This window comes from Candidatus Uabimicrobium amorphum, assembly GCF_009002475.1.
GTDB lineage: Bacteria > Planctomycetota > Uabimicrobiia > Uabimicrobiales > Uabimicrobiaceae > Uabimicrobium > Uabimicrobium amorphum.
Genome location: NZ_AP019860.1, coordinates 1,000,348 through 1,023,842 on the forward strand (window position 1 = coordinate 1,000,348; position 23,495 = coordinate 1,023,842).

At 40.8% G+C, this 23,495-nt stretch carries 18 protein-coding genes; 6 read left to right on the forward strand and 12 right to left on the reverse strand.

Translation table 11 applies throughout. The features are described 5' to 3' along the window. The first annotated feature begins 42 nt into the window (after positions 1 to 42). Positions 43 to 2,268, forward strand: coding sequence for a serine/threonine-protein kinase (locus tag UABAM_RS03450; protein WP_151966605.1), 2,226 nt, complete (start codon positions 43 to 45; stop codon positions 2,266 to 2,268). Positions 2,269 to 2,494: 226 nt separating this feature from the next. On the opposite strand, the gene UABAM_RS03455 is transcribed toward UABAM_RS03450, so the two are convergent. Genes UABAM_RS03455 through UABAM_RS03465 form a run of 3 tightly spaced genes read right to left on the reverse strand, consistent with a single transcriptional unit; the run spans position 2,495 to position 6,677 of the window. Beyond that, positions 2,495 to 2,647 (reverse strand): DUF2256 domain-containing protein, encoded by a 153-nt coding sequence (locus tag UABAM_RS03455; protein WP_151966606.1) that lies wholly within the window; start codon positions 2,645 to 2,647, stop codon positions 2,495 to 2,497. Beyond that, positions 2,644 to 4,167 carry a cryptochrome/photolyase family protein gene (locus UABAM_RS03460; protein ID WP_151966607.1) on the reverse strand — a complete coding sequence of 508 codons (1,524 nt, stop codon included), beginning with the start codon at positions 4,165 to 4,167 and terminating at the stop codon, positions 2,644 to 2,646. The genes UABAM_RS03455 and UABAM_RS03460 overlap by 4 nt, the downstream gene beginning before the upstream one ends. A 14-nt stretch (positions 4,168 to 4,181) precedes the next feature. Then, entirely contained in the window at positions 4,182 to 6,677 is a 2,496-nt protein-coding gene (locus tag UABAM_RS03465) for a serine/threonine-protein kinase (RefSeq protein ID WP_173013113.1), read from the reverse strand. A gap of 150 nt (positions 6,678 to 6,827) precedes the next feature. On the opposite strand from UABAM_RS03465, the gene UABAM_RS03470 reads away from it, so the two are divergent. Beyond that, the gene (locus UABAM_RS03470) at positions 6,828 to 10,034 is read left to right on the forward strand and encodes an amidohydrolase family protein (protein ID WP_151966609.1); all 3,207 of its coding nucleotides are present in this window, start codon (positions 6,828 to 6,830) and stop codon (positions 10,032 to 10,034) included. 158 nt (positions 10,035 to 10,192) lie between these two features. Then, complete coding sequence (locus UABAM_RS03475; RefSeq protein WP_151966610.1) at positions 10,193 to 10,474, forward strand: hypothetical protein; 282 nt, start codon at positions 10,193 to 10,195, stop codon at positions 10,472 to 10,474. 50 nt (positions 10,475 to 10,524) lie between these two features. On the opposite strand, the gene UABAM_RS03480 is transcribed toward UABAM_RS03475, so the two are convergent. The 5 genes from UABAM_RS03480 to UABAM_RS03500 all read right to left on the reverse strand — a co-directional run bounded on the left by UABAM_RS03480 (position 10,525) and on the right by UABAM_RS03500 (position 16,881). Beyond that, complete coding sequence (locus UABAM_RS03480; RefSeq protein ID WP_151966611.1) at positions 10,525 to 11,559, reverse strand: hypothetical protein; 1,035 nt, start codon at positions 11,557 to 11,559, stop codon at positions 10,525 to 10,527. Between the two features lie 154 nt (positions 11,560 to 11,713). Next, positions 11,714 to 12,394 carry a metallophosphoesterase family protein gene (locus tag UABAM_RS03485; RefSeq protein ID WP_151966612.1) on the reverse strand — a complete coding sequence of 227 codons (681 nt, stop codon included), beginning with the start codon at positions 12,392 to 12,394 and terminating at the stop codon, positions 11,714 to 11,716. A gap of 4 nt (positions 12,395 to 12,398) precedes the next feature. Next, complete coding sequence (hspQ, locus tag UABAM_RS03490) at positions 12,399 to 13,529, reverse strand: heat shock protein HspQ (protein ID WP_173013114.1); 1,131 nt, start codon at positions 13,527 to 13,529, stop codon at positions 12,399 to 12,401. Continuing rightward, the gene (locus UABAM_RS03495) at positions 13,529 to 15,466 is read right to left on the reverse strand and encodes an SUMF1/EgtB/PvdO family nonheme iron enzyme (RefSeq protein WP_151966614.1); all 1,938 of its coding nucleotides are present in this window, start codon (positions 15,464 to 15,466) and stop codon (positions 13,529 to 13,531) included. Before UABAM_RS03495 ends, hspQ begins: the two co-directional genes overlap by 1 nt. A gap of 8 nt (positions 15,467 to 15,474) precedes the next feature. Beyond that, positions 15,475 to 16,881: a PAS domain S-box protein gene (locus UABAM_RS03500; protein WP_151966615.1), complete on the reverse strand. Its 1,407-nt coding sequence runs from the start codon at positions 16,879 to 16,881 to the stop codon at positions 15,475 to 15,477. A 186-nt stretch (positions 16,882 to 17,067) separates the two neighbouring features. Between UABAM_RS03500 and UABAM_RS03505 the strand changes: the two genes are divergently transcribed. Both UABAM_RS03505 and UABAM_RS03510 read left to right on the forward strand, forming a co-directional pair. Continuing rightward, the gene (locus UABAM_RS03505) at positions 17,068 to 18,534 is read left to right on the forward strand and encodes an amidohydrolase family protein (RefSeq protein ID WP_151966616.1); all 1,467 of its coding nucleotides are present in this window, start codon (positions 17,068 to 17,070) and stop codon (positions 18,532 to 18,534) included. Between the two features lie 60 nt (positions 18,535 to 18,594). Next, positions 18,595 to 19,524: a threonine ammonia-lyase gene (locus UABAM_RS03510; RefSeq protein WP_151966617.1), complete on the forward strand. Its 930-nt coding sequence runs from the start codon at positions 18,595 to 18,597 to the stop codon at positions 19,522 to 19,524. 80 nt (positions 19,525 to 19,604) lie between these two features. Here UABAM_RS03510 and UABAM_RS03515 read toward each other — a convergent pair whose 3' ends face one another. The 3 genes from UABAM_RS03515 to UABAM_RS03525 all read right to left on the reverse strand — a co-directional run bounded on the left by UABAM_RS03515 (position 19,605) and on the right by UABAM_RS03525 (position 21,783). Then, positions 19,605 to 19,805, reverse strand: coding sequence for a hypothetical protein (locus UABAM_RS03515; RefSeq protein ID WP_151966618.1), 201 nt, complete (start codon positions 19,803 to 19,805; stop codon positions 19,605 to 19,607). A gap of 301 nt (positions 19,806 to 20,106) precedes the next feature. Then, positions 20,107 to 21,285 carry a polynucleotide adenylyltransferase PcnB gene (locus tag UABAM_RS03520; RefSeq protein ID WP_151966619.1) on the reverse strand — a complete coding sequence of 393 codons (1,179 nt, stop codon included), beginning with the start codon at positions 21,283 to 21,285 and terminating at the stop codon, positions 20,107 to 20,109. Between the two features lie 99 nt (positions 21,286 to 21,384). Continuing rightward, on the reverse strand, positions 21,385 to 21,783 hold the full coding sequence (locus UABAM_RS03525; RefSeq protein ID WP_173013115.1) for an ACT domain-containing protein: 399 nt from the start codon (positions 21,781 to 21,783) through the stop codon (positions 21,385 to 21,387). Between the two features lie 212 nt (positions 21,784 to 21,995). Here UABAM_RS03525 and UABAM_RS03530 point away from each other — a divergent pair, with 212 nt between their 5' ends. After that, a complete protein-coding gene (locus tag UABAM_RS03530) occupies positions 21,996 to 22,769 on the forward strand; it encodes a site-2 protease family protein (RefSeq protein ID WP_151966621.1) in 774 nt (257 codons plus the stop codon). A gap of 94 nt (positions 22,770 to 22,863) precedes the next feature. On the opposite strand, the gene UABAM_RS03535 is transcribed toward UABAM_RS03530, so the two are convergent. After that, positions 22,864 to 23,490, reverse strand: coding sequence for an ATP/GTP-binding protein (locus UABAM_RS03535; RefSeq protein WP_151966622.1), 627 nt, complete (start codon positions 23,488 to 23,490; stop codon positions 22,864 to 22,866). Positions 23,491 to 23,495 lie beyond the last annotated feature (5 nt).

The window sequence follows — 23,495 nt, forward strand, 5'->3', positions numbered from 1 at the left end:
TATGTTATCATATTTTTATTTTGCGACGTTTTATGGAAACCTATGATGAAAGAAACAGATACGAAATTTGGCCAATTGGCTTTAAGCAACAATATGATCAATTCGCAAATGCTCACTTACTGTATGAATTTACAAAAAAGTGCGCCGCATAAAAGTTTATCCACTCTTTTAGTCGAAAATGGTTTTTTAAATTCTCAGCAGGTAACGCAAATACAAAATCGGCTTGTGGAGCGCAACACGCAAAAAGTGGGACGCTATGAAATCATCGAAGAGGTGGGACGTGGTGGTATGGGCGTTATATATAAAGCACGCGATACGATCACCGACATCGTGGTGGCGATGAAAATTCTACTCCATAGCAATGAAGAAAACAATAAGCGCTTTTTACGCGAGGCGAAAACGATAGCTCGTTTACAGCATCCAAATATTGTGCGTTTGTACGACGTGGGCCAAGAACGAAATATGTATTACTTTACCATGGACTTTGTGACAGGACACTCTCTAGACGAAGTGATGAAGGGCGAAGCATCGCTTTCGATACGCAAGGTTGTGCAGTTGATGATTAAAGTATGCGATGCGATTCACTATGCTCATGAACAGTCGGTAATTCATCGTGACTTAAAACCAGCGAACATTATGTTGGAAGACGACGAACCCAAGGTCATGGATTTTGGGCTGGCAAAAGTTCAAGATGCGAGTCAAAAACTTTCGATGAGTGGCGCTATTATCGGTACCATTTACTACATGTCGCCTGAACAAGTACAGGGGCGTATCGCTTCTATTGATGCGCGTAGCGATGTCTATTCACTGGGGGCTGTTTTGTACACTCTTCTTACCGGAAGACCACCTTTCACCGGAAACTCCATACCACAAGTTTCGCAGCAAATATTAGAAAAAGAAATTGTCCCTCCGAGTAACATCAAACACATGGTGGCAAAAAGTCTTGACGCCATTTGTCAAAAATCGATGGCGAAGGCAAAAAACGATCGCTATCAAAGTGCTGCGGAAATGGGAAAAGATTTACAAAAGTTTTTGCGCGGTGAAAAAGTCGAGCGCGGTAAATCGCAGCAGTACAAGAAAGTAACTTCGTGGTTGAAAGGCAACACCATTATTCTGTTGGTATTTGCCTTGATTTTGGGAATGGTGTCTTTTATTTTTTGGAGTTCTTACGACGCGCTACAGCGCAAGTACCAAGCGCTAAGTAATAACCGCAACTTCGCGAAAAATATTCCTGGGAAATCGCAAAAAGAACAGCTGTTCGCCGTTTTCGCTAAGGCAATCGAGTATCGCAATGCCGGTGAGCCAGATTTAGCGCTCAAAGAGTTTGACAAAGTCGTTGCCATAGACCCTTCTTATACACGTGCATATTTAGAGCGCAGTTTGATTTACTATCAAAAAAGAAATTGGGACTTAGCCAGCAGAAATACCAACAAAGTTCTCGAACTAGACCCCTTTGAATCGATGGCACTATACAACAAAGGCACAGGATATAAGAATAACCGCAAATACGATCAGGCTTTGGTGTATCTTGAAAAAGCCGTAAAATCGAAACCAATGTTTTACAGTGCATGGTTAAGCATCGGTCGCATTCATTTAGGCAAAAAAAAATACTCCGAGGCCGCAAAAAGTTTCAACAATGCTCTTAAAGTAAAACATGGTCCGCAAGCTCATTTTTCGATGGGGGTTACTCAATATCGTTTACAAGACTATGATGAGGCCATCCGCCATTATTCTTTGGCCGTCGCGTTTGGTTACAAGGACGTGAGTGTCTACCGCAACAGAAGTGCTTGTTATTCGGAGAAAAAGCAATACGCGAAGACGATCGAGGATATAAACAGAGTGCTCGAAAAAGAACCACAGGACGTTACTATGCACAATACCAAAGCATATTCGTATGCCAAGTTAGGTCAATTTGAGGTCGCGAAAAAACATGTAAATAACGCGTTGAAAATACGTGTTACGCGAGCAGCATTAGATACCAAGGGGGAAATTTTTAATCACCAAGGTATGTACGACGACGCGCTAGGCGTAGCACGACAAAGTATCGAGTTGGAGGAGTTTGGCGACGCGTATTACAATCGTGCGATTAGTTACTATATGTTAGAAAAGTACGATTTGGCCCGAACGAGTTATGTCAAAGCGTTGTCGCTGGAGAAACTAGCGACCGAAGAAGAATATTTTGAGGACATTCCAAGTAATAGTAGCCTTTCTCCACAACAACAAGCGATGAAAGAGTTTTTTCGACGGATTAGAGATAAACGCCGGTAGGAAATATACTAATCGTAATAGATAAACGACATTGGTGTGCAATGCCCCCACAGGGGATAAAGGTAGGTTTTATTATAAAGCTTTTAAAAAAAAGATTTACGTTGATGTGAATTATGAAAATCGTGACCGTCACGGTCATGAAAATTCGGTGCAACACTTGAATGTAAAAGCTTTATTTTAAAAGAATTCCCCCTGTGGGGCACCAACTACTAGCATATTTCTATACTTAACTGTTCGTCTCAGCTTTATTTCGATTACGACGGCATCTTTCTGAGCAGTATTTTACTTCATCCCACACTTTTTGCCACTTTTTGCGCCACGCAAACGGTTTTTTACACACCACGCAAATTTTTTGTGGTAGATCGCGTTTCTTTTTCACGACAGGCTGTCCAAAAAACGCTGTGCGTCTGTGGTAATCTCTTCGAGGCGTTCTGGTTTCATGCGTGCTAAGGTGCGATACATCACCGCGACACGGTGGTTTTTTTGTAGTTTGTCTTGGTTACGCATGAGAAAATCCCAGTAAAGGTAATTAAAAGGACAGGCATCTTCGCCATTTTTTTTACTGACCTTAAAGCGACAATTTTTGCAATAGTTTGACATTTTGTTGATATACGCACCACTTGCCGCGTACGGCTTACTGGCGAGGTATCCACCGTCAGCAAAGAGAATCATTCCCGAAACATTGGGTAACTCTACCCATTCGTAGGCGTCTGCATAGACGATGAGATACCACTCGTTGACCTCATCGGGGTGTATTCCGGCAACGAGAGCAAAATTCCCCAAAACCATCAAGCGTTGGATGTGATGCGCATAGGCATTCTCCTTGGTTTCGCTGACACACTGCTTTAAGCAATTCATGTCGGTATCAGCGTCCCAAAAAAAGCTAGGCAGTTTGCGCTGGGCGTCGAGAAAATTTTGCTGTTTGTACTCTGGCATTTTTAGCCAGTAAATTCCACGAATGTATTCGCGCCACCCGATGATTTGTCTTATAAAGCCCTCCACGGCATTGAGTGGAAGATTTTTTTGGTGATATACCTCCTCCACGCGTTTTACACACTCTAAAGGAGTCAAAAGACCGCAATTTAGATATAGACCAATGTGCGAGTGATACATCCATGGTTCACCTTCGATCATGGCGTCTTGGTAATCGCCAAAGAGCACCAAACGTTCTTCAATAAAGTGCTCCAAAGCGCCCAGTGCTTGTTCGCGGGTGACGGCGTAGTGAAAAGGTTTTAGATCTCCAAAATGGTGAGAGAACTTTTTCTCCACCAGCTTGAAAACTTCTTGGGTGATTTTATCGCACTTTACGCGGTACGGTTGTGGAACATGTAAACCGCTTTTGGGTGGTTTGCGATTTTCGGCGTCGTAGTTCCACTTGCTTCCGAGTGGTTTGTCGCGGTCCATTAAAATGGAGTATTTTTTGCGCATTTCGCGATAGAAATACTCCATACGCAATTGCTTGCGCCCTTTTGCCCAATCGGCAAACTCTTGTGGAGATGCCAGAAAACGATCGTCTTCGCGAATTTCGACAGGAGTGGAGTAACGTTTTTGCCATTCTTTCATTTCTTGAAGAACGCGGTATTCTCCCGGGAATGTTACCACTACTTTCGTGGCTTGGTATTCGGCAATCGCTCTTTGGACTTCACTACCGAAGGATTGGGTATTTTTTTTGTCATCCAACTTCACATAAGCCATATTGTAGCCCTTGTCGCGTAGTTCCTGTGCAAAGTGGCGCATTGCGGAAAACAGAAAGGCAATTTTTTTTTGGTGATGTTTGACATACGAAGCTTCTTCCACAACTTCGCACATGAGTATCACATCTTTGTCTATATCAATATCTTGTAAACTGGAAATGGTATGTGTCAGCTGATCTCCTAGTAGTAAACGCAAGGTTACCATTTATAACTCGCTTTCTATTTCTCTTGGTTATCTCTACGGAGAGTTCTTATAGGCTTCATTAGATGCTCGATGGCACGATCCCTGTCCTTGACCAAACAAAATACGTACATCGAAATAAGATCTCCGTTGTCTAAAGCGTAAAAATTACAGCCAAATATTGGTTTTCCACCCTTTTTATAGCGCATAGCGTATACGAAGGTTTTGGTGCGAAAACCGTTGACTTTGGCTTTGCCAGTTTTTACCAATTTATGGTCATGTAGCTCTTCTAGGTGTTTCTTCTCTAACTCTTCGGCCAACACGTCTAAATTGCTGTTTTTCGCCACACGTCTTAGTTCTACTTGTACACCGGCCATTCTTGCATATAGAAAAAGTATTTTTACCGGCTTGCGGCTTATTTTTTGGTGAAGCCAGGTTTTGTCGATGTTGTACAAAATATTAAAGTCCGAATGTTGAATAACGATTTTTTTAGGTCGTGGCTCGGCCTTGATGCGTTTTAGGGAATGGAATGCTTTGTGTAAGCCTGCCGCATTTTTTTTTCTCAAGGCCATGCCTTTGCGTTTTAAAATGCCTATGGCATACAGTCGTCGTTGTGATTCTTCAAAATGATAAAACGCATCCAGGGTCATTTTAATACCGGAAGGTGAATTGACATTGTATTGTACTTTCTGACCTTTAATATCATTTATCGTATATGGTTGGGTTTTGAGCTTTTCTATTTTGTACCCTTTACTGCGTGGCCAAGAGCTATTTTCAAAAGTTGTCATGCACTCTTGCATGTTTTTGTTGAGTGTTCTAGACAAAAAGAAAATAATTCCCGCAGCATTGCTATCTAATTTATAATAATGCTTTGTATGCATCGGCTGGTCGAAGAAGGCTTGTTTCTCCCAGGAACTGTCGATCTCAATACTGACATTGTGCGTCTTGAATTTTTCCTGTTTCCACGAGCCAGAAACTTTTGGTTTTTCTATATTTTTATTGGAATTTTCGACTTTTTCCACAGTTTCATTTGTCTGTTGTTGGTTTTTTGGCGTTTGCTTTTTCTCGATCTTGTCAACTTTTTTGGGATTTGCTGTATTTTTGGTGTTCTCGACGAGTTGGTTTGTGGTATTGGCACTTTGCTGCCCATCTTTACCGATGTATATTCCAAAAAACACACTCGTTATCACAACGATTGCCAATACAATCGTGGAGGTATAATTTTTTTTGTTTTTCTCAAAGTGATTGGAGATGCGAATTGTTCGTGCAGATGTGGCTTTGCCTTTGAGAAAGTTTTCAATGTCGTCACCCATCATTCTTGCCGAAGGGTAACGCTTATCGGGATTTTTTGCCATCGCTTTTAGGCAGATGGCCTCTAATTTGGGAGAGATATTTTTTTTGTAGGTCTGAATAGGTTTTACATTACCATGGGTGATGTTATACATAATTTTGGATTGGGTCGTTCCTTGGATCGGACAGACTCCCGAAAGCATTTCATAAAAGATCACACCAAGTGCGTAAATGTCACTTAGATGGTTTACTCTACGCGCTTTACCTTCTGCTTGTTCCGGTGACATGTATTTTGGGGTTCCCAAAAGTTGGCCAGAACGTGTTAGGTCATTATCGGAATCAAGATCTTTTGCCAAACCAAAGTCCATAAGATATATTTTTTTGGTTTTGTCCTCGATCATTAAATTTCCAGGTTTTAAGTCACGGTGTATGATTTTATTTTTGTGGGCATACTCGACGGCTTTCGTGACTTCTATCATCATTTCGCAAGCTTTACGTGCAGAAATCTTTCCGTCTTTTAGCAATTCTTTTAGAGAATGACCATCGATAAAATCCATGACAATGTAGGACGTTTTGTTGTGTGTACCCACATCGTGTATTTTGACAATGTTGGGGTGTGTCAGTTGCGCCATCATCCGCGCTTCGGAAAAGAATCGCTTTTTGGCCTTTTCGGAAGCATCACCCAACTGTAGTAAAACTTTTATGGCGATGGTCGTGTTCAAAATAGGGTGATGAGCCTTATATACTTGTCCCATCCCTCCAGAACCAATGAGTTCTTTTACTTCATACTGACCAATGGTTTTTAGCATTTTCATTTCAGTGGTTTTGCTCAACTGCGCGGTCCAGTTGCGGATGATATTGGTTTCGTGGTTATTCAGCACACCGCTTTGGTGTAGAGTGGTTGCCAAAGATTCAGCAACACTTTGGTCAATGAGTCTTTTTTCCAAATAATTTAATGAAATACTACAATCTCCTCTAGAGAGATTTGTGGTGCGAACTTTCATCAAATTTTCAATATGAACGTCACTTGTGCTTCCTGACTGCTTCATTGCTTTCAATAAACAGTAGTAAGCGATGAAATAGTGCAGTGCTTCTGTTTGTTGCGGATTAATCGCTTTTTGTTGTTGTAGATATAACAGAAGGTCGCCCTGAAGACCTTGTAGTGAGTCCATAGGTATGGAAATGTTGAGGCCTAGCATTTTGATACACTGGGCCACTAATTGATTTCTTCGTTGTATGGACATCTTGCATTTTCCCTCAAAAATTATCCCTGACACGGGTTGTATTTTTTTACACATTATATCAACAATGCAAATGAATCAAAAGTTTCTTTTCTTTACTATTGTTCGTAGGTAGAATAAGAAAAAATTTACTTTACTCTGGAGGTCTTTTTTATGAAAAAAATATTTTATTGTCTATTACTATGTAGTTTTTTGATGGCCCAAGACAAAACTTGGGACGTTACGGAAGTAAGAGGACCACATGAAAATGTTTCCTTTACGGTTACTTCTGGAACATGGATGAATGTAGACGTTCATCCCGACGGCAAGGAAATCGTCTTCGATTTACTTGGAGATATTTACTCTTTGCCCATGGAAGGCGGCAAAGCAAAGTTGATTTCAGGCGGTCTCGCTTACGAAGGCCATCCGCGATATAGTCCCGATGGAAAACGAATTCTGTTTACGAGTGATCGTGCTGGGGGAGACAATATTTGGATGATGAATCGCGATGGTAGCGACAAGCGCCAGATCACCAAAGAAAATTTCCGGCTGTGCAATAATGCCGTTTGGTGCCGCGATGGCGATTACATTATCACCAAAAAACACTTTACCAGTACGCGTTCACTTGGTGCAGGGGAAATGTGGCTATATCATACAAATGGCGGTAGTGGTGTACGTCTGACAAAGCGCAAAAATGATCAACAAGATGTTGGCGAACCTTGTTTATCTCCCGACAATAAATATTTGTATTTTAGCGAGGACATGAGTGGGGGTAGTACGTTTCAGTATAATAAAGACCCCAATAAGCAAATTTACATGATACGCCGTGTGAGTTTGGAAGATGGCAAAATTGAAAATATCATTACCGGACCAGGAGGCGCTGTACGACCGCAAATATCACCTGATGGTAAGCTATTGGCGTTTGTGCGTCGCGTGCGCACCAAAAGTGTTCTATTTTTACACGATTTGACAACAGGGGAAGAATGGCCGATTTACGAGCATTTAAGCAAAGACCAGCAAGAAACATGGGCGACATTTGGCGTATATCCCAATTACAATTGGACGTCGGATGGCAAAAGTGTTGTCATTTGGGCAAAAGGCAAATTGTGGCGCATTAACGTGTATACTTTAAAAGCACAACAGATTCCGTTTGAAATTAATGTGAAGCAGACGATTGCACGCGGTGTTAAGTTTGCACAAAAAGTCAGTCCGAATAAGTTTCGCGCGAAAATGATTCGCGACGCGCATACTTCGCCAGATGGCAGCAAAGTGGCATTTTTTGCCGCAGGATATATCTGGGTGAAAAACCTTCCCGATGGCAAACCGCAACGCATGACACAGCAAAAAGACCACTGGGAATTTTCTCCACGTTTTGATACGAGTGGTAAAAAGATTGTCTATACGACATGGAGTGACGCACAAAAAGGAAGTATTCAAGTATTTTCTCTACAAGAAAAAATAGCGCAAAAAATTACAATAGAGCCCGGATACTACCATTCTCCGTCTTTTTCAAACGATGGGAAAAAAATCGTTTACCAACGCGGGGGAGGAGACTATATTCTCGGTTTTGTTCACGGCAAAAAGCGCGGTATTTTTTGGACAGATGGCAAAAAACATCATTTGGTGACTCAGGGTAGCAAACCGTGCTTTAACAAAGATGACAAACGTATTTTTTTTCACAGCCGTGAAGGACGTAAAAAAGCGTTGAAAAGTTGCGATTTGTACGGACGTGACGCGCGGACGCACTTTACCTCGCAATACGCAACGAGTTTTGTGGTGAGCCCTAACAACAAATGGGTGGCGTTTACCGAACTTTTTAAAGCGTATGTGGCTGCGTTCCCGCGTACTGGAACAACGATTGATCTTGCTGCGGGAACTAAGTCCATTCCACTCTACAAACTCTCAAGTGACGCAGGTGACTATCTACATTGGTCGCAAAAGGGTGTTCACTGGACAATGGGAGAGAGTTACTTCTCTCGTAGCATAAAAGAGTGTTTGACGGGCGAGAAAAAATTGCCAAAAGAAGAGGTCGGTTCACAACTGGGGCTCGATATTACCACAGACACTCCCGAAGGTATGATTGCCTTTGTTGGCGCGCGTATTATTACTATGCGCAATAACGAAGTCATTGCTCATGGAACACTACTCGTTGACAAAAATCGCATCGTAGCCATTGGCAAAAGTGACAGCGTAAGTATTCCTTCTAAGGCAAAAATTATCAATGTCGAAGGCAAGACAATTATGCCGGGAATTATTGATGTCCACGCACATCTCGGCAACAGCTATACCGGAATTTCTCCGCAGCAGCAATGGTCGTACTATGCTTCTCTCGCATATGGAGTGACCGCAACTCACGACCCTTCCACCAGTACAAGAATGGTGTTTGCGCAATCGGAAATGGTCAAGGCGGGATATATGGTGGGACCACGTATTTATTCTACGGGAACCATACTTTACGGAGCGGAAGGTGACTTCAAAGCGGTCATCAATAGTCTGGATGATGCACGCATGCATTTGAAAAGAATGAAAGCCGTGGGCGCTTTTTCGGTAAAAAGTTACAACCAACCGCGACGCAATCAACGCCAGCAAGTTATTGCCGCAGCGAGAGAGCTCGAAATGATGGTATATCCCGAAGGGGGATCTTTTTATTGCCACAACCTAAGCATGGTAATGGACGGACACACCGGTGTTGAGCACTGTTTGCCTATCGCTCCTGTGTATGAAGATGTCATTAAATTTTGGGGAAATAGTACAACCGGTTATACCCCTACTTTGATTGTGGGTTATGGCGGAATATGGGGTGAGAATTATTGGTACCAAAAAACCAAAGTGTGGGAAAAGAAGCGTCTGCTTTCTTTTACCCCACGCTCTATTATCGATAGCCGCTCACGAAGACGTATGATGATTCCCGATGATGACTTTGGGCATATCGAAAACGCCAAAGCATGCAAAGCAATTCTCGATGGCGGATCGAATGTACAATTAGGTGCTCACGGACAATTGCAAGGCCTTGGTTCACATTGGGAAATGTGGATGTTGCACCAAGGGGGCTTTAGCGAAATGGAAGCTCTAAGGTCCGCGACTCTTATGGGAGCAGAGTACATTGGTATGGACAAAGAAATTGGTTCTTTGGAAGTAGGAAAAATTGCCGACTTAATCGTGTTGGACAAAAATCCATTGGAAAATATCTATCACAGCGAAAGCGTACGCTTTACCATGGTCAATGGACGCCTATACGATTGTGACACCATGAACGAAATTGGCAACTACGACCGCCCACGACACAAGTTCTTCTGGGAACACAGTCGCAGCAGTAGCGCTTTTTCTTGGTATGGAGAAGCCAATGGCTTTATGCCGGGAAGATGTAGTTGTAATCAGTAGACAGAAAATTATTGTGAGGTGTATCCCCAAAAAGTGGGATACGCCTATCATTCATGAAATAGTCATCAAAATATCAATGCAAAGCGTAACGTTACATTCTATCTAAATGTATAGTTTGTTTGTCTAACTTTTTGTGTGTTGTAATGGAGTGATCAAGGATGAAAATTTTAAAAGCGTGCCGTCTAACGGGAAAATACGCAATTCTTCAATGGGTTATTTCTATTACCTGCGGATTATTTGCTGCCTTGTTGAGCGCAGCGGTTTGCTTGGGGGGGTTGTTTTCGGAAAATCTTATTCATATTAAGGAAGTTGTCATTGCGTTTATGGTGTTAGCTCCTTTGTTTGTCGGACTTATTGCTTGGTGGTTTTTTTTGTTAGGCTATGCTTATTGCTACGACATTTTCCAAAAATACGTAAATAAGGAACGGTCTGAGAAGTAGAATTTTTTATTACGGTTTGCTCGAATTTTTGATGATGAGATAGGCAATACTTATTTTCGCACATGATGCGCTTGAAGCAAACAGAGCATACCTATTAGCAAAATATACCAAGTAGAGGATTCGGGAATGGTCGCGGTAAAATTTAGTGTTTCGTTACCATTTGCTACCGCATTGGTAATTCCATTGGCAGATATTTCGATGAAGGTTCTGAAAATAAGAACTTCGTCGGAAAAAGATTGTCTTAGTATTTGGTTGCTAAATATTTCAAAATTGTCTGCATCAACAAAAATGTCAAAATTAAAACCATCTCCTGCCGAAATTGTCCGAATATCTTCAACGGATAGCAATATATCGGCTAGTTCATTGGGGTCTTGGTTGCGAATAGTGCGCTCTAAATCACGATTAGTAACGCGGAAATCGCGGTTGGCACTGCGCAATTCACCTCTGGCGGTTCTCAGTTGTTGCCGCGCAGTGGTAAGTTCGCTTCTTGCATCTGCGACGTTACCTGCTTCATCTAAGGCCAATTCGGCATTTTCTACGGCAATTTCTGCTTCCTCTAGGATCTGCTCCGCATCGGCAAGGATTTGTTCTGCTTCAGGTTCTCCCAACTGTTGGGCTAGTCTTCTCGCTTCGCGAAGACCACGACGCGCATTGCGTAACTCTTGTCTTTCGGCGCGAAGATTGGCTCTAGCATCTCTTACTTCTTGAAGATCATCTGTTGCTTCCGAAAAACTTTGTTCCGCTTGTTCCACAGATACCTCCGCTTCCGCAACTGATTGCTCGGCGTTTGCCAACTCTTGTGCAATGGAAATGACTTCAGGGCTTTCGCGCAGTACGCTTATGTTGGTTGTAAAGACAGTATCTGTTGTAAAAGTATCTGTTCCAGAGATATTAAGGTGAAGGTCACTTGCGAAGTCCAAATTTTGCAGTTGAGAGTCTACGGATTGCACACCGCTACTTAGAAAACCACTAACTACATCTTGGTCTGTGGAAGATAATGTAGAGATACCCAAAGGTACACTAACAATTATTGTTTCTCCCAGAACACTTCCTATACATAATAAAAGTGTGATAATGTATTTCATAGTTACTTTCTAACATAATATCCTGTTTTTAGGCCAATAAATTAATTTTACTCAATTACATTATAGTAATCGGACATCGTTGTCGCAATAAAAAAATCTGTATTTTTTTCAAAGGTTAGTGATAGGTGATAAAACTGTATATTTATTACGCTGCTTATGGTAAGAACAATGGTAAATAATCGCTGCGTACTTGTTGTTGTTGGTTTGCTTGCCAATATTTGAACGTTTCTAGATTCAGGCATGTCAGCCAGCCACCACCGTGAGCATATGTATCTATACAAACGGCATGTGATTGTTGTTGTGGAAGACCTGTCTTTTGCGGAGTGTGACCACAAATCATTGTTTTGCCAGACATATGCGCGGCGGCAATGTTTAGCCTTTCCCAGTACAACATGTAATCGGGTTGTTCGTTAAGTGGATAGTCTGGATATGCGTTGGCATGCACCACAAAATGATTTATGGTTTCATAGTAGGGAAGACAGTTTTCCAAAAACGACCAGTGGTGATCAGGGATGTCGTGTATGTTTCCCGCGTCGCCTAGTGGTGAGTATGAGGCTAGGGTTTTGTCTCCACCATTTCGTAACCATTCTTCATAGTCATCGCTATTGTCTCTGGCGCGTAACATCATAATTTCATGATTTCCACGTAAGGGATACAGGCGGTGGCTTTTAACAATGTGCAGCAATTGTTCGATGACGCCATAAGAATTTGGGCCGCGGTCAACATAATCACCTACAGTGATAATGGCATCTGAGTCACTTAGAGGGATTGTGTTTAGCAGTGCTTGTAAAGCATTTGCGCATCCGTGGATGTCGCCGATTACCCAGTGTCTCATGAAATTACTCGTTTTTCCATAGACGGTTGTTGCGGTGATAAATTCCGTCATGGAAACCGTCGAAAAAATAGTTTACCAACGGATTAATGACTTCTTTAAGTTGGTCATCTTTCATTAAATTACACTGTGGGATGTGAGTATTTTGATGAGAATTGTGTACTAGAACGCGATACCATGGTTGCGAGCCTAGGTATATATCTTGTGTCTGTTTGTTGGACTGTAGATCCAAATCTACAATGACACCGCGGTAGCCGTATTTCTTGTGCACGACTATTTGTCCTATACGGAATTTTACCTGGGAATCGACAATTTTTTTTGCGGTGATGTTCAATTGCTCTAGATACATTGCATAGTCATTGGTGAGTTGCAATACTTGATTGCGTTTTTCCCAGTTATTTTTGCTCTCGTATGCGGTTAACAGTTGATCGAGTAATTGTAGTATGATGGTGTCTATATTGATGATAAGATCACGTTTTTCTATGCTGTTTTCGCGACAAAATTTTTCCAGGGGAACGGCGTTTCCCAAGTTGTGAAATTCAACGATCATATCATCTTCTGTGCAGGCGAAAAAATTTCCGCGAAGGAAGCCACCTTTGACCTCAAAGTCTAGCATATGAGCGGTTAACATGTACAAAACCAATAAACTGAGTGGACTACCCAATTTTTGTGTGGTTACATGGTAAAGATTTTCGCGTCGCGGGTCGTCAAAGTCGCAAGAGGCATATTGTATCTTGCGCTTAATGAATAGGTACTCGGCTAGGGCTACCGCGTTATTTTCGTTAGGGGAATACAAGCGGCATATTTTCTCTAACGCTACACGTAGGCTTTGTTTGTCACCTTGCAAAAGCATAATAAGTTGGCAAAATTTTGCGAGGCGCTCAATACTACTCGTGGTACGTAGAACGTTCAACCACTGTTTTTCGACACTCGGCGGTTTGGGATAGCGTTTGGTAAATAGCTGTTCTATTTGTCGGTAGTTTTTCGCCGAAATAGGGAGTTGCTGTTTCTCAATTTCCTCTAAAACTTCGTTGCCAAGTTGTGATATTTTGTTCATGATCGTTTGACGGATTTGCGGAGAGTCATCATCCATAAGTTTTATCAGGTAAGGGAGTTGTGACATGTCTCGGTTTTGCATTACTCTATCTCCACAACGCAACGAAATCCCAAATCGCTTCTGCGAGAGTCGACGTGTACTGGTTGAGAAAACCATGTGGTGATCATGACATCACTACTATTAAAACTTCCGCCTTTCATGATCCGGTATTCATGGTTTGCCCTAAAGCGTCCTACAGGTGTATTGATACACCATTCCCAAACATTTCCCGCCATATGATGACACTGATAAAAAGAGCGCCCTGCGGCAAAAGAATCCACCACTTGTGGATAGAAAAGCGGGTATTGTTGGTTAAAATTATTGGGTTTAGGAGGAACTGAGGCGTTCACGATCTTTAAATATGGCAACTCATTTCCCCATGGAAAATTAAATTTTTGTGGGCCGCGCGCCGCTTTTTCCCATTGTACGTTTGTGGGTAAGCTCTTTTTACTCCACAACGAGTACGCCACCGCGTCCTTCCACGATACATTCACTACAGGGTGTTTACCTAGATCTAGTAAGTAATTTTCTTGCCACCATGGATTCGGGGGATAAGGGCGTGAAGTTTCATCGCAAAAGTGCAAATATTGTTGGTTAGTTACCTCATAAACATCAATGTAGTAGCTTTTGATATTGTGGGTATTTGTGAGAAACACAGCATAGGGTTTCAATTTTTCTAATTGTTGTAAATAACCAATGTCTTGCTCAATTTCACGTAATTTCTTGCGTGCAACTTGTAAGTCACGATAACATTTTCGCAAAATAGACTGAGAGGTTTTATAGTAAATATGTTCTTTTATGTGTTGTTGCATGGCAATGTCAACGGGTAATTGTGGTTCATCGACATCCGGAGTTTCTTCGAAGCCCTTTATTTGTTGCGAAATCGCATTCATGCGATTGTTTACTTTTAGAATGGATATATTGGTTTCTTGTAGTGTATTGGCTAAAATGGTTTTTAAACTCTCTTCGTCTTGCAAAAGCGATGCATACAGTTGTAACTCTTCGCGTAGTGCCGGTAATTCTTTACGTAGCTCTTGTAATTTTTTGCGCGAAGTTCCTGTGGTTGTTTTACCTTGTGGAATAAAAACCATCAGACTTTTGTCTGTTTGCCAATGGTAAAAACCGCGTTGTGGAGCTTTTTCCATTCCCTCAGGCATGTTTTCTCCAAACCACCCTTTGCGGTTTTGATTTGTTGATTTTGCGGCTGTCTTGGGAACGGTGTTTATGGTATAAAAATTGCGCCCTTTAACCACAGGATGTTGTGAATAACCACAGAAACTCAAAGACCACACTAAGAAGTTGCTCAACTCAGAAATGGTAATTTTTTGATCGTTGTTGTGATCGGCATTACGGTGCAAGTATGGTTTACCGCGCATAGCGATTTCAAAAAAGTAGTTGAATATGCTACGCCCATTTCGCGCATGGCTTTGTTCGCGATAACTGGAAGATTGCAAAAAACAGATGTTACGGTTGTTTACGTAATCATGAATTTGCCGTTGCGGTTTTCCGAAGGAACTTTTGTGGTAGCGAGCGTCGCTACAAATAAAAATATTTTTTGCCGTTAAGTATTTTTGTATTAAAAAACCTAATTGCTGGTGAGAGAGAGCAGTACGCTCTATTTCATCGAGTGAGCTATTGTTTAACAACCAATGCACACGATCGTTTTTGTAGAAGCTATGTCCTACAAAGTAAATAACCACTAAATCTTCCGTGGTTGCTTGGGATAAAAAGTCGCGAAAAGCACGGTGAATATTGCCAATATTTGCGTTGTGATTTACCAGGGAAACCACTTTTTCACTGGCGAAACCGCACGATTCTAATGTCGTTATTGTATGGCGCACATCATTTTTACTGTGGGTCAAGTTTGGCATATTTGCCATTTGTGGATAACGGTCTATGCCCACACACAATGCCCATTTTTCAGCGAATAGGCTACTTGATATCACAATAAATACGACTAAAAATGTTGCTCTCATCATACACTATCCTATTGAAGTTTTCGCTTTACGCGTTGGCGCACGGGTTTTACCTTGCCATCCCAGATGAATACGCTACTTTTTTTCTTGGACTCATCTATGCAATGTAGTAGCGAAATCAATATATCTCGCGGTTCTACTTCTTCATCTATGGTTCTGGCAGCCACCGCTATTTTAGGCTGAATGGTATTTTCGTTAACAACATAGCTTTCTTGTGTTAGTTTACGGTAAATATTTTCTGCTTCTGCACTCTCAGAGCGAATGAGTTTAGAAGGCACTATCAAGAAAAAATCTTTTTGCCCTACATTAAATAATATACTGCCTGTCGGTTTAAACGACAATATATTTTTCGACAACTCACCATGAAGTTCTTCCATATCTTGTAGATAGTTTAGTAGATCTTCGTCAAAACTACTCCAATGTATTTGCATTATGCAAAAATCTTCCTCGGCGCTTATCTTTGTCGCAAGTTCTTTTTGTAGAAGCACAATACCATGATGCGATTGCAAACTTATTTGTGAGCTGCGTTGTAAATTATGTAGTATAAGACCTATAAATTGTGCTAGACATTCGACCAAGTCGAGGTGCGATTGCAGAAGATTGCTATTGGTTTCGATGAGAGATCGTTCTTTTTCACTTAAGAATATTTGCAAAACTCCCAATGAATCCACAGGGGATGGAATGGCAACGGTGATTTCTCCTGTTTCTTCTGAGGATATCTTTGTTTCTCCGCGAAAAACTTGCGCAAATTTGTGCTGTTTTTGTAAATGAAATTTTTGCAATGGTTGTGAGGTATTCGAATGTTTAACCTGTAAAAATTCACCTTCTGCGAGAAGTATATTCACCGAAGCATACTGCAATCCACTGCCATGACACATTAACTTTACGGTTTTTTGCGCTAGAGTGTCGACATCTTTGCATTTGCAAATTTCTCGTAAAAGGACAGGAGCAACGTGTATTTTTTCCAGAAGAAGGCGGTTGCGGATAATACCTTTCACTGTTTTTAATGTTTTTTCCTGTTCTTCCTGAATTTTACTTTGTAAGTTACGATCACTTTCCTTGAAACAGCTGATATCGTGAAATGTACACAAAAAATAATGTTTTTTACTATGGGCAATTTTACGAATCGCAATTTCTATATCTTTGCAAGATTTTCCCTTACTTAAAATACGCAACTCTTCGTAAACATAATTGTCATCGGGTAAGCAGTCGATACGCTTGACAATTTTACGAAAGTCTTTTTTATAAATGAGGTCTTGCAACGAAGTATTTTCGACATCTTCTTGCGAATAGCCCACTAGTTCAAAAAAAGCTTGGTTTGCAAAGGCAATTTGTTTTTTTTCTATTGTGAGAAGGCACATCGCGATAGGGGATAAAGTAAATATTTTATTTAGCAGTGCGGCAGGCACTTTCTTCATAGACTCTCCTCAGAATATTTGTTGTAAATGCACAAAAATTACACATTTAACTTTTTCTGTGTCGCATTATATAACAGACACGACTTGAAGAAAATAGAAAATTGTGGTCACGAGTACCATTACACACAAAATTTTGGTAAAATATGCAAAAAATAAGTCGGCAAATTTGAAAATAGTGAGGTAGAGATGAAGAAATTTATACGCAGTAAATTTTTGATTCCGTTCAGTGATCAAATAGGACGTGAAACGCGGATTGAAGATGGTTATGTTCTTTTCGAGGGAGAAAGAATACTCGAAGTAGGTGCTTTCAATGATGATCTGGGAAAAAGCCTTCTAGAACGTTTTCCCCATCATATCGAAGTAGTTGGTAACAATAATAAAGTCGCGCGCCACTTACAAGATTTTGTGAAACTCGAAGGTGTGCTATTACCTGGTTTTATTAAAGCTCATGGACATGACCATGAATCGCCATTAATCGGTATTGTTAAAGATGCGCCACTTACGGAATGGTTGGATGGTGCGGTAAATATATTTGGTAAGTTTATGCAGGAAAAAAAGCAATTACTAGAAGATACTTTGGGCGTTCGTCCGCACTTAGCTACATATTTAAAAGCACGTGTGGATGATATCTATTATGGCATTACCAGCTCGATGGTGCACCACTGTAACTACAATAAATATCACGTTGCCGATATCGTTGAGGCCAATGAAACTGCCGCGACCAACATGATTGTTGCTGTGGGAAGCCAAGACCGTCATTATTACGACGCGATTCTCGATTCTCCAGAAGACGCGGTAAAGCGCCTTGAGGAAAATAAAGAACGATTTTCGCATCTGACGCGTACACGTGTTGTTCCCGGACCCGATCAATTTTTTTCCAATGGCCCCGATCTATTAAAAGCCTTAAAGGGCTGGGCGGATCGCAATAATTCTCTTATCCACATCCACAGTTCCGAAGAATACAATACCACAGAGTGGTTTAAAAAAGAATACGGAATGACACCGGTAGAATACGGCTTAAAGCTCGGTTTTCTAGGGCCAAATACAGTACTTGCTCACCAAGTACAGTGCACGAAAAAAGATTTAGAAATACTCAAAGACACCCAAACGAAAATCGTGCATAACCCATTGGCAAACACTATTCTTGGTTCGGGAATTCCTCCGGTAATTGAAATGCTAGAGAGCGGAATTGAAGTGGTGATTTCTACGGATGGTTCGGGTAGCGCCGATAGTCAAAATATACTTTCTGCGGCTCGGTTAGCATCGCAGTACCAAAAAGCTTTTCATCGCAACGCGCGACTTATGCCTGCGCAAAAAGTAATGGAAATGATCACTGTGGAGCCAGCAAAATTATTGGGTCTTAATGCCGGTTCTTTAGAAAGTGGCAAAGATGCAGATATGGTTCTCATTGACACAACAAGACCAAATCTGACACCGTCAAAAATTAACAATGTTTTGGAAAATTTAGTGTGGGCATCCGATGGTAGCGAAGCACAATATGTGATTGCCGGAGGTAAAGTTGTTAAAGATAACTATCAATTTACGACTTTAGATATGCCGAAGATCAATGAGCAAGTACAGTTGCTTTCCGAAATGTTTGAAGACTACCGCGCCGAAGAACTCAAACTGAAAGGCACCGGGGCGCATTGTTAATGAAAATTAGACAGGAGGAAAAATTCCCTCCTGTCTAATTTTTGGTTAGGAGTTCGCAATATGCAATTGCCGACAGTGGAAAATTTTTTATGTGCGTATGACAAGATTGGGAGTGTCGTTACGCACACACCTGTTGTTAAGCACCGAGACGACGTTTTTTTGAAGCCAGAGATTCATCAAGTCATCAATTCGTTTAAGATACGTGGTGTTTTTCATGCGGTATCACAACTTAGTGAAAAGGAACGCCAACAAGGTATTAGTACTGTCAGTGCTGGTAATACTGCGCAAGCTTTGGCGTGGAGCGGGAGGTATTTCGGTGTTCCTGCTTATAGTATTATGCCAGACACCGCTCCGCAAACAAAAATAGATATGGTAAAAAAATACGGCGGTACACCAATGCTTGTGAGTATGGATGAGGTGTTTGCCTATCTAAAAGAGCAGCGTTGGAACAGTGATCCGTATGCGTTTATCCACCCATGGACAAATCGTGACGTGATGATGGGACATGGGAGCATTGGTATTGAAATTTTACGTGATATGAAAGACGTAAATTCGGTTTTTGTTCCTGTAGGAGGAGGAGGACTGATTGCTGGCGTTGCGGGCTACATCAAGCAGGCCCATCCCCATGTGCAAATCTACGCAGTCGAACCACTTGGATGCCCAGCGCTACATACAAGTATACAAAAGCAAAAGCCGAGTAGTGTAGAGTGTCAAACGATATGTGATGGTGTTGCTGTACCGTACATCACCGAAGAGATGTATCCGCTCTTGGCACATGTAAGTGATAAAGTTGTGCTTGTCACAGAAGAAGACGTTAAGAAAGCGATTCGCACATTGGCGATAGAGCACAAGATGATCATTGAACCCTCAGGGGCTCTTGCATTTGCAGCAGCGCTTCAGGTACCACAAGACGAGCGTGGGAAATGCGTTTGTATTTTAACCGGGGGAAGTATTGATATGGACAAATTTGTAAAAATACTTCAAGAATAGGTTTTCTCCGATCAATTTGTGTTTTCAAATTGATCGGAGAAAACGAAGAGATGTTTATCAAGTAATATTCATGTGCATTGTTAGAATTGTGTAGTGTTAGAACAAACGCACGTGTCTCCAACGAATTTTTTGTTTGTGCTACTACACGCTTCATGTACACCAACTGGGCATGCTTTGATAATACCCATTGTTTCTAGTTTTTTCAATAAATTCATTTCTATTGCTTTGACAACTTCTTCTGGTACTTGTGAAATAGCTTCATTTATTTGTGTTGCATTCATTTTTTTCCCCTGACAAAATCTATTTCAATAATATTTTGATTCATATATAGGTTAAGTTTTAACAGTATTAAGTAGAGCTATTGCCCATTTTTACTTGTCTCTACGCTTTTTTATATTATATTCTGTTAAGTATGATATTTATATAGTCAAATACTATGCCAATTTGATGATTTTGTCGCGAGAAATGAATATTTTGTGATTGCAGTTGGGATGTGTCGGTGATTTGCGGGTAAATTTAAATTTGCTGCTCCCCACAAAAGTGGGAATAGTAGCAAATTTAAATGTAAACTAAGCTAAACGCTTATGAAAAGCGTTGGCTTTTTGCCAACCAGTGATGATAGCTTTTTTCGCTAACATCTCCCATCAACATGCGAATTTTAAGAACTTGTATCGCCGCTTCCATATCCGGAATTGAGTTGGCAGGAATTTTTTTCTTAATTTTACGATCAAAGATGTTTTGTAATATGATGATATTAAAAATACTTTGGCGCAATCTTTTCGATAGCGAGAGTTTATTTTTGGTATCTTCTAGAGCATTTTCAAAAATTTCAAAAGACATCTTACGCCCTTTTTGGTTTTTGTGAATAAAAATACTCCAGCAAATAATCGTAAATAGTGTTTCATCCTTTAGTTCTGAACGATCTGAGTCAGCAAGTGCATCTAAGGCGCGAAAATAGCGATGTAATAAGCGATAAGGCTCTGTTCGCGATTGATGTAAAATATTGCCCAAATCAGGAGAAATTACCTCAAGTACTCCGCTTTTTAGAAGAGAATCGAAACAAAAATATACTTTCCTCGTTCTCAAAACCTTCAACATCTCTAGTAAAATACGTGCCGGTGGGGTTCTTTCTAAAAAATGTGAGCACTGTATTACCGCTTTGTATAAGTCTGGAGTCATTTCGAAACCAAGACATGCGGCAAATTTTATTGCGCGTATAATTCGCACCGGATCTTCCGCGAGTCGTATTTTCGAGTCGCCTATTGTGCGAACTTTTCCATATTGTAAGTCTTCCAATCCGCCTGTGTAGTCAACAACTACACGCTCGTCAGGACAATAGAATAAAGCATTTATTGTAAAGTCGCGACGCATGGCATCTTCTTCATCACTGCCAAAGAAATTGTCGTTTTGAATGAGCAACTTCTTTTGGTTTTCTGGTTCACCATTTTCCCAAGGGGTTTTGCGAAAAGTTGTTACTTCAATGACTTTTTTGCCAAAAAATACATTTACCAGGCGAAAGCGACGACCTATGATCCTACTATTGTGAAATAGTTTTCTTATTTGTTTGGGGCGCGCGGAGGTTACTATGTCGAAATCTTTAGGCGGATTCCCCAATAGCAAGTCGCGTATACAGCCCCCGACAAAATATGTGGTGAAGCGGTTGCGCTTTAAGCGGTGGTAGACTTTTAAAGCATCTTTGTCAAATAACTCGTGTGGAAGCGGTTTTACTAAATCAAATTTTATTTCGTTTTTATTTTGCATTTTTTACGCTTACGTTTGTAGTTTGCCTAAAAGTAATTGCGAATCCAATGTCGATATGTACTTCTCAAAATACTTTGAGAAGTACATCCCTAAAAGCATTTAGAAATCTTCGTTCTTCAGCTTTTCCAATACTGATTCAGCGTCTTTTATTCTCAAATAAATAAGAGAGTTACCATCTTTAGGAGCACTGCCATAAGCATATTCGATGTTGCTTCCGATAGTTTCTAGCGTTTTGCAAATTCTGGTCAATTGTCCAGGGTCGTTTGCTACATTTACTTCAACTAGATCGTTTTCTACAACCAATACGCCTGCTTCTCCCAGTAAATGGGTCGCTTTTTTAGGTTCATCAACAACGAGTCTTACTACGGCATGGTCCACTGTATCGGAGACGGCAAGAGCAAGTATATTAATACTATTTTTTGCTAAATCTTCTGTTACACGAAGTAATGCCCCTGGTTGATTTTCTAAAAAAACAGCAAGTTGTTTTACAATTCTCATGAAATTTTCCTCAACATATAAATGCATTTTGTCATATGTACACAATTTAAGTGTATAATTTGGCAGCATATTTTTTTCAGTAAATTAGTATAAATTTGTCTCTATGTCAAGTATTTTTGGAAATCAAAGCAAATATATTCAACCGGCATCAAATTTGCATGCGAGAAAGTAAGTAACTGGTAACAAACATCATCCATTTTCTAGGAGATTTTATGAATTCGTTAACAAAATCTTTTTATCTAGGACGAATTTGGGGAATAGATGTGTTCATACACATGTTGTTCTTTGTTTTTGTCGGCTTTTTGGGGTTGATGTATACATTGTCTGTGGGCATTTTATTTGCTGTACAAGTGGTATTTTTTTTACTACTAGTATTCGTTTGTGTATTACTCCATGAGTATGGGCACTGTCTTACGGCAAAGCATTACGGTGTACATGTACAAAACATTACTTTAACACCCATTGGCGGAGTTGCAAGTATTGCACCGATTTCTAATCCCGACGTTGAACTACGTGTGACGATCGCGGGTCCTCTGGTAAATTTTTTCATTGCACTTTTACTACTACCTTTGGCTGTTGTGGCATCTTCTTTGTGGAATGTGCATATTTTCATGTACTTAGTCGCGGTCAATGTGATATTGATGTTATTTAATCTAGTGCCCGCATTTCCCATGGATGGTGGGAGAATTTTGCGAGCAATTTTAGCGAAAAGAATGAGTCTCCTCAGCGCAACGGAAAAAGCGGTGGAGGTGGGGACTTGGGCGGCGGTTATTATGGGAATTGTGGGAATTTTTATGAATCCCATGTTGGTTTTCATCGCTATATTTGTCTATTTTGCGGGGCGTGCAGAACTAAATATGATTGCATCACAAAGCCATATGCATTTCCCACACGGGAACAATGGTTCACATTACTATTTTTATACAACGCAAGATCGCGAACAACTCCTCAACGATCTACGCAATATTTTTTATCGACACCGGTAATTATTTGCGTTTGCAGATAGTTCGCAGACAATAGCGAATATTTGTAAACGCAAATAACTAAAGATATGGTCAATATCTGACCATATCTTTTATTTTACTTATGGCGACAACTCTCTGGAATAAAATCGATAATTTTTTTACAAGCGGCATTGGCCTTTTCCACAAAAGAATCGGCGCTATTGATAATAAAATAATTTGGATGGTCCTTCCACACTTCTTCTATGCGTTTATCGATTTTTTTTGCTTCATCTACGCTTTCGTTGCGCACAGGGTTCTGGTGGTTATAACCTTGTTCTAAGCTAGGGGTACGCAGGTGAAAAACCGCTTTGTATTTCGCGTACTCTTTTTCGCGCGTGGTGGAAAAAGTTTTCCAATAGCTATCTTCTTCTTCTGGCCAGTACGCCAATCCATCTAAGGTTCCACGATCGCAAAGTCCCATTGTCCAAGATTCTTCGGCGAGGACCAAGTTTTCCATCTCACGTTGTACAAAAAAAATAGCTTTTTGTGCTGCGATCTGCGCCGAGGTGCTAGACAGTCGCCAAAAACCGCCACTAAAAATGATACTTGCCGCTTCGGGGAGAATGGCGACACTCTCACATAACTGACGATTTAAAATTTCCAGTACTGCGGTTTTTCCTGCTCCTGGTCCTCCGGTAAGGACAATTAAATTACAATTATCGTCTTTGTTGTTTGTACAATTATTTTTTCCAGGTTGTATCATGTTGT

What these genes read in the sequence shown, in the direction of transcription:
- UABAM_RS03500 (WP_151966615.1), bottom strand. Translation starts at nt 16,881, where the DNA reads ATGAAGAAAGTGCCTGCCGCACTGCTAAATAAAATATTTACTTTATCC.
- UABAM_RS03475 (WP_151966610.1), top strand. Translation starts at nt 10,193, where the DNA reads ATGAAAATTTTAAAAGCGTGCCGTCTAACGGGAAAATACGCAATTCTT.
- UABAM_RS03525 (WP_173013115.1), bottom strand. Translation starts at nt 21,783, where the DNA reads ATGAGAATTGTAAAACAACTTGCTGTTTTTTTAGAAAATCAACCAGGG.
- UABAM_RS03520 (WP_151966619.1), bottom strand. Translation starts at nt 21,285, where the DNA reads ATGCAAAATAAAAACGAAATAAAATTTGATTTAGTAAAACCGCTTCCA.
- UABAM_RS03480 (WP_151966611.1), bottom strand. Translation starts at nt 11,559, where the DNA reads ATGAAATACATTATCACACTTTTATTATGTATAGGAAGTGTTCTGGGA.
- UABAM_RS03535 (WP_151966622.1), bottom strand. Translation starts at nt 23,490, where the DNA reads ATGATACAACCTGGAAAAAATAATTGTACAAACAACAAAGACGATAAT.
- UABAM_RS03510 (WP_151966617.1), top strand. Translation starts at nt 18,595, where the DNA reads ATGCAATTGCCGACAGTGGAAAATTTTTTATGTGCGTATGACAAGATT.
- UABAM_RS03485 (WP_151966612.1), bottom strand. Translation starts at nt 12,394, where the DNA reads ATGAGACACTGGGTAATCGGCGACATCCACGGATGCGCAAATGCTTTA.
- UABAM_RS03465 (WP_173013113.1), bottom strand. Translation starts at nt 6,677, where the DNA reads ATGTCCATACAACGAAGAAATCAATTAGTGGCCCAGTGTATCAAAATG.
- hspQ (WP_173013114.1), bottom strand. Translation starts at nt 13,529, where the DNA reads ATGCAAAACCGAGACATGTCACAACTCCCTTACCTGATAAAACTTATG.
- UABAM_RS03515 (WP_151966618.1), bottom strand. Translation starts at nt 19,805, where the DNA reads ATGAATGCAACACAAATAAATGAAGCTATTTCACAAGTACCAGAAGAA.
- UABAM_RS03460 (WP_151966607.1), bottom strand. Translation starts at nt 4,167, where the DNA reads ATGGTAACCTTGCGTTTACTACTAGGAGATCAGCTGACACATACCATT.
- UABAM_RS03530 (WP_151966621.1), top strand. Translation starts at nt 21,996, where the DNA reads ATGAATTCGTTAACAAAATCTTTTTATCTAGGACGAATTTGGGGAATA.
- UABAM_RS03470 (WP_151966609.1), top strand. Translation starts at nt 6,828, where the DNA reads ATGAAAAAAATATTTTATTGTCTATTACTATGTAGTTTTTTGATGGCC.
- UABAM_RS03495 (WP_151966614.1), bottom strand. Translation starts at nt 15,466, where the DNA reads ATGATGAGAGCAACATTTTTAGTCGTATTTATTGTGATATCAAGTAGC.
- UABAM_RS03450 (WP_151966605.1), top strand. Translation starts at nt 43, where the DNA reads ATGATGAAAGAAACAGATACGAAATTTGGCCAATTGGCTTTAAGCAAC.
- UABAM_RS03505 (WP_151966616.1), top strand. Translation starts at nt 17,068, where the DNA reads ATGAAGAAATTTATACGCAGTAAATTTTTGATTCCGTTCAGTGATCAA.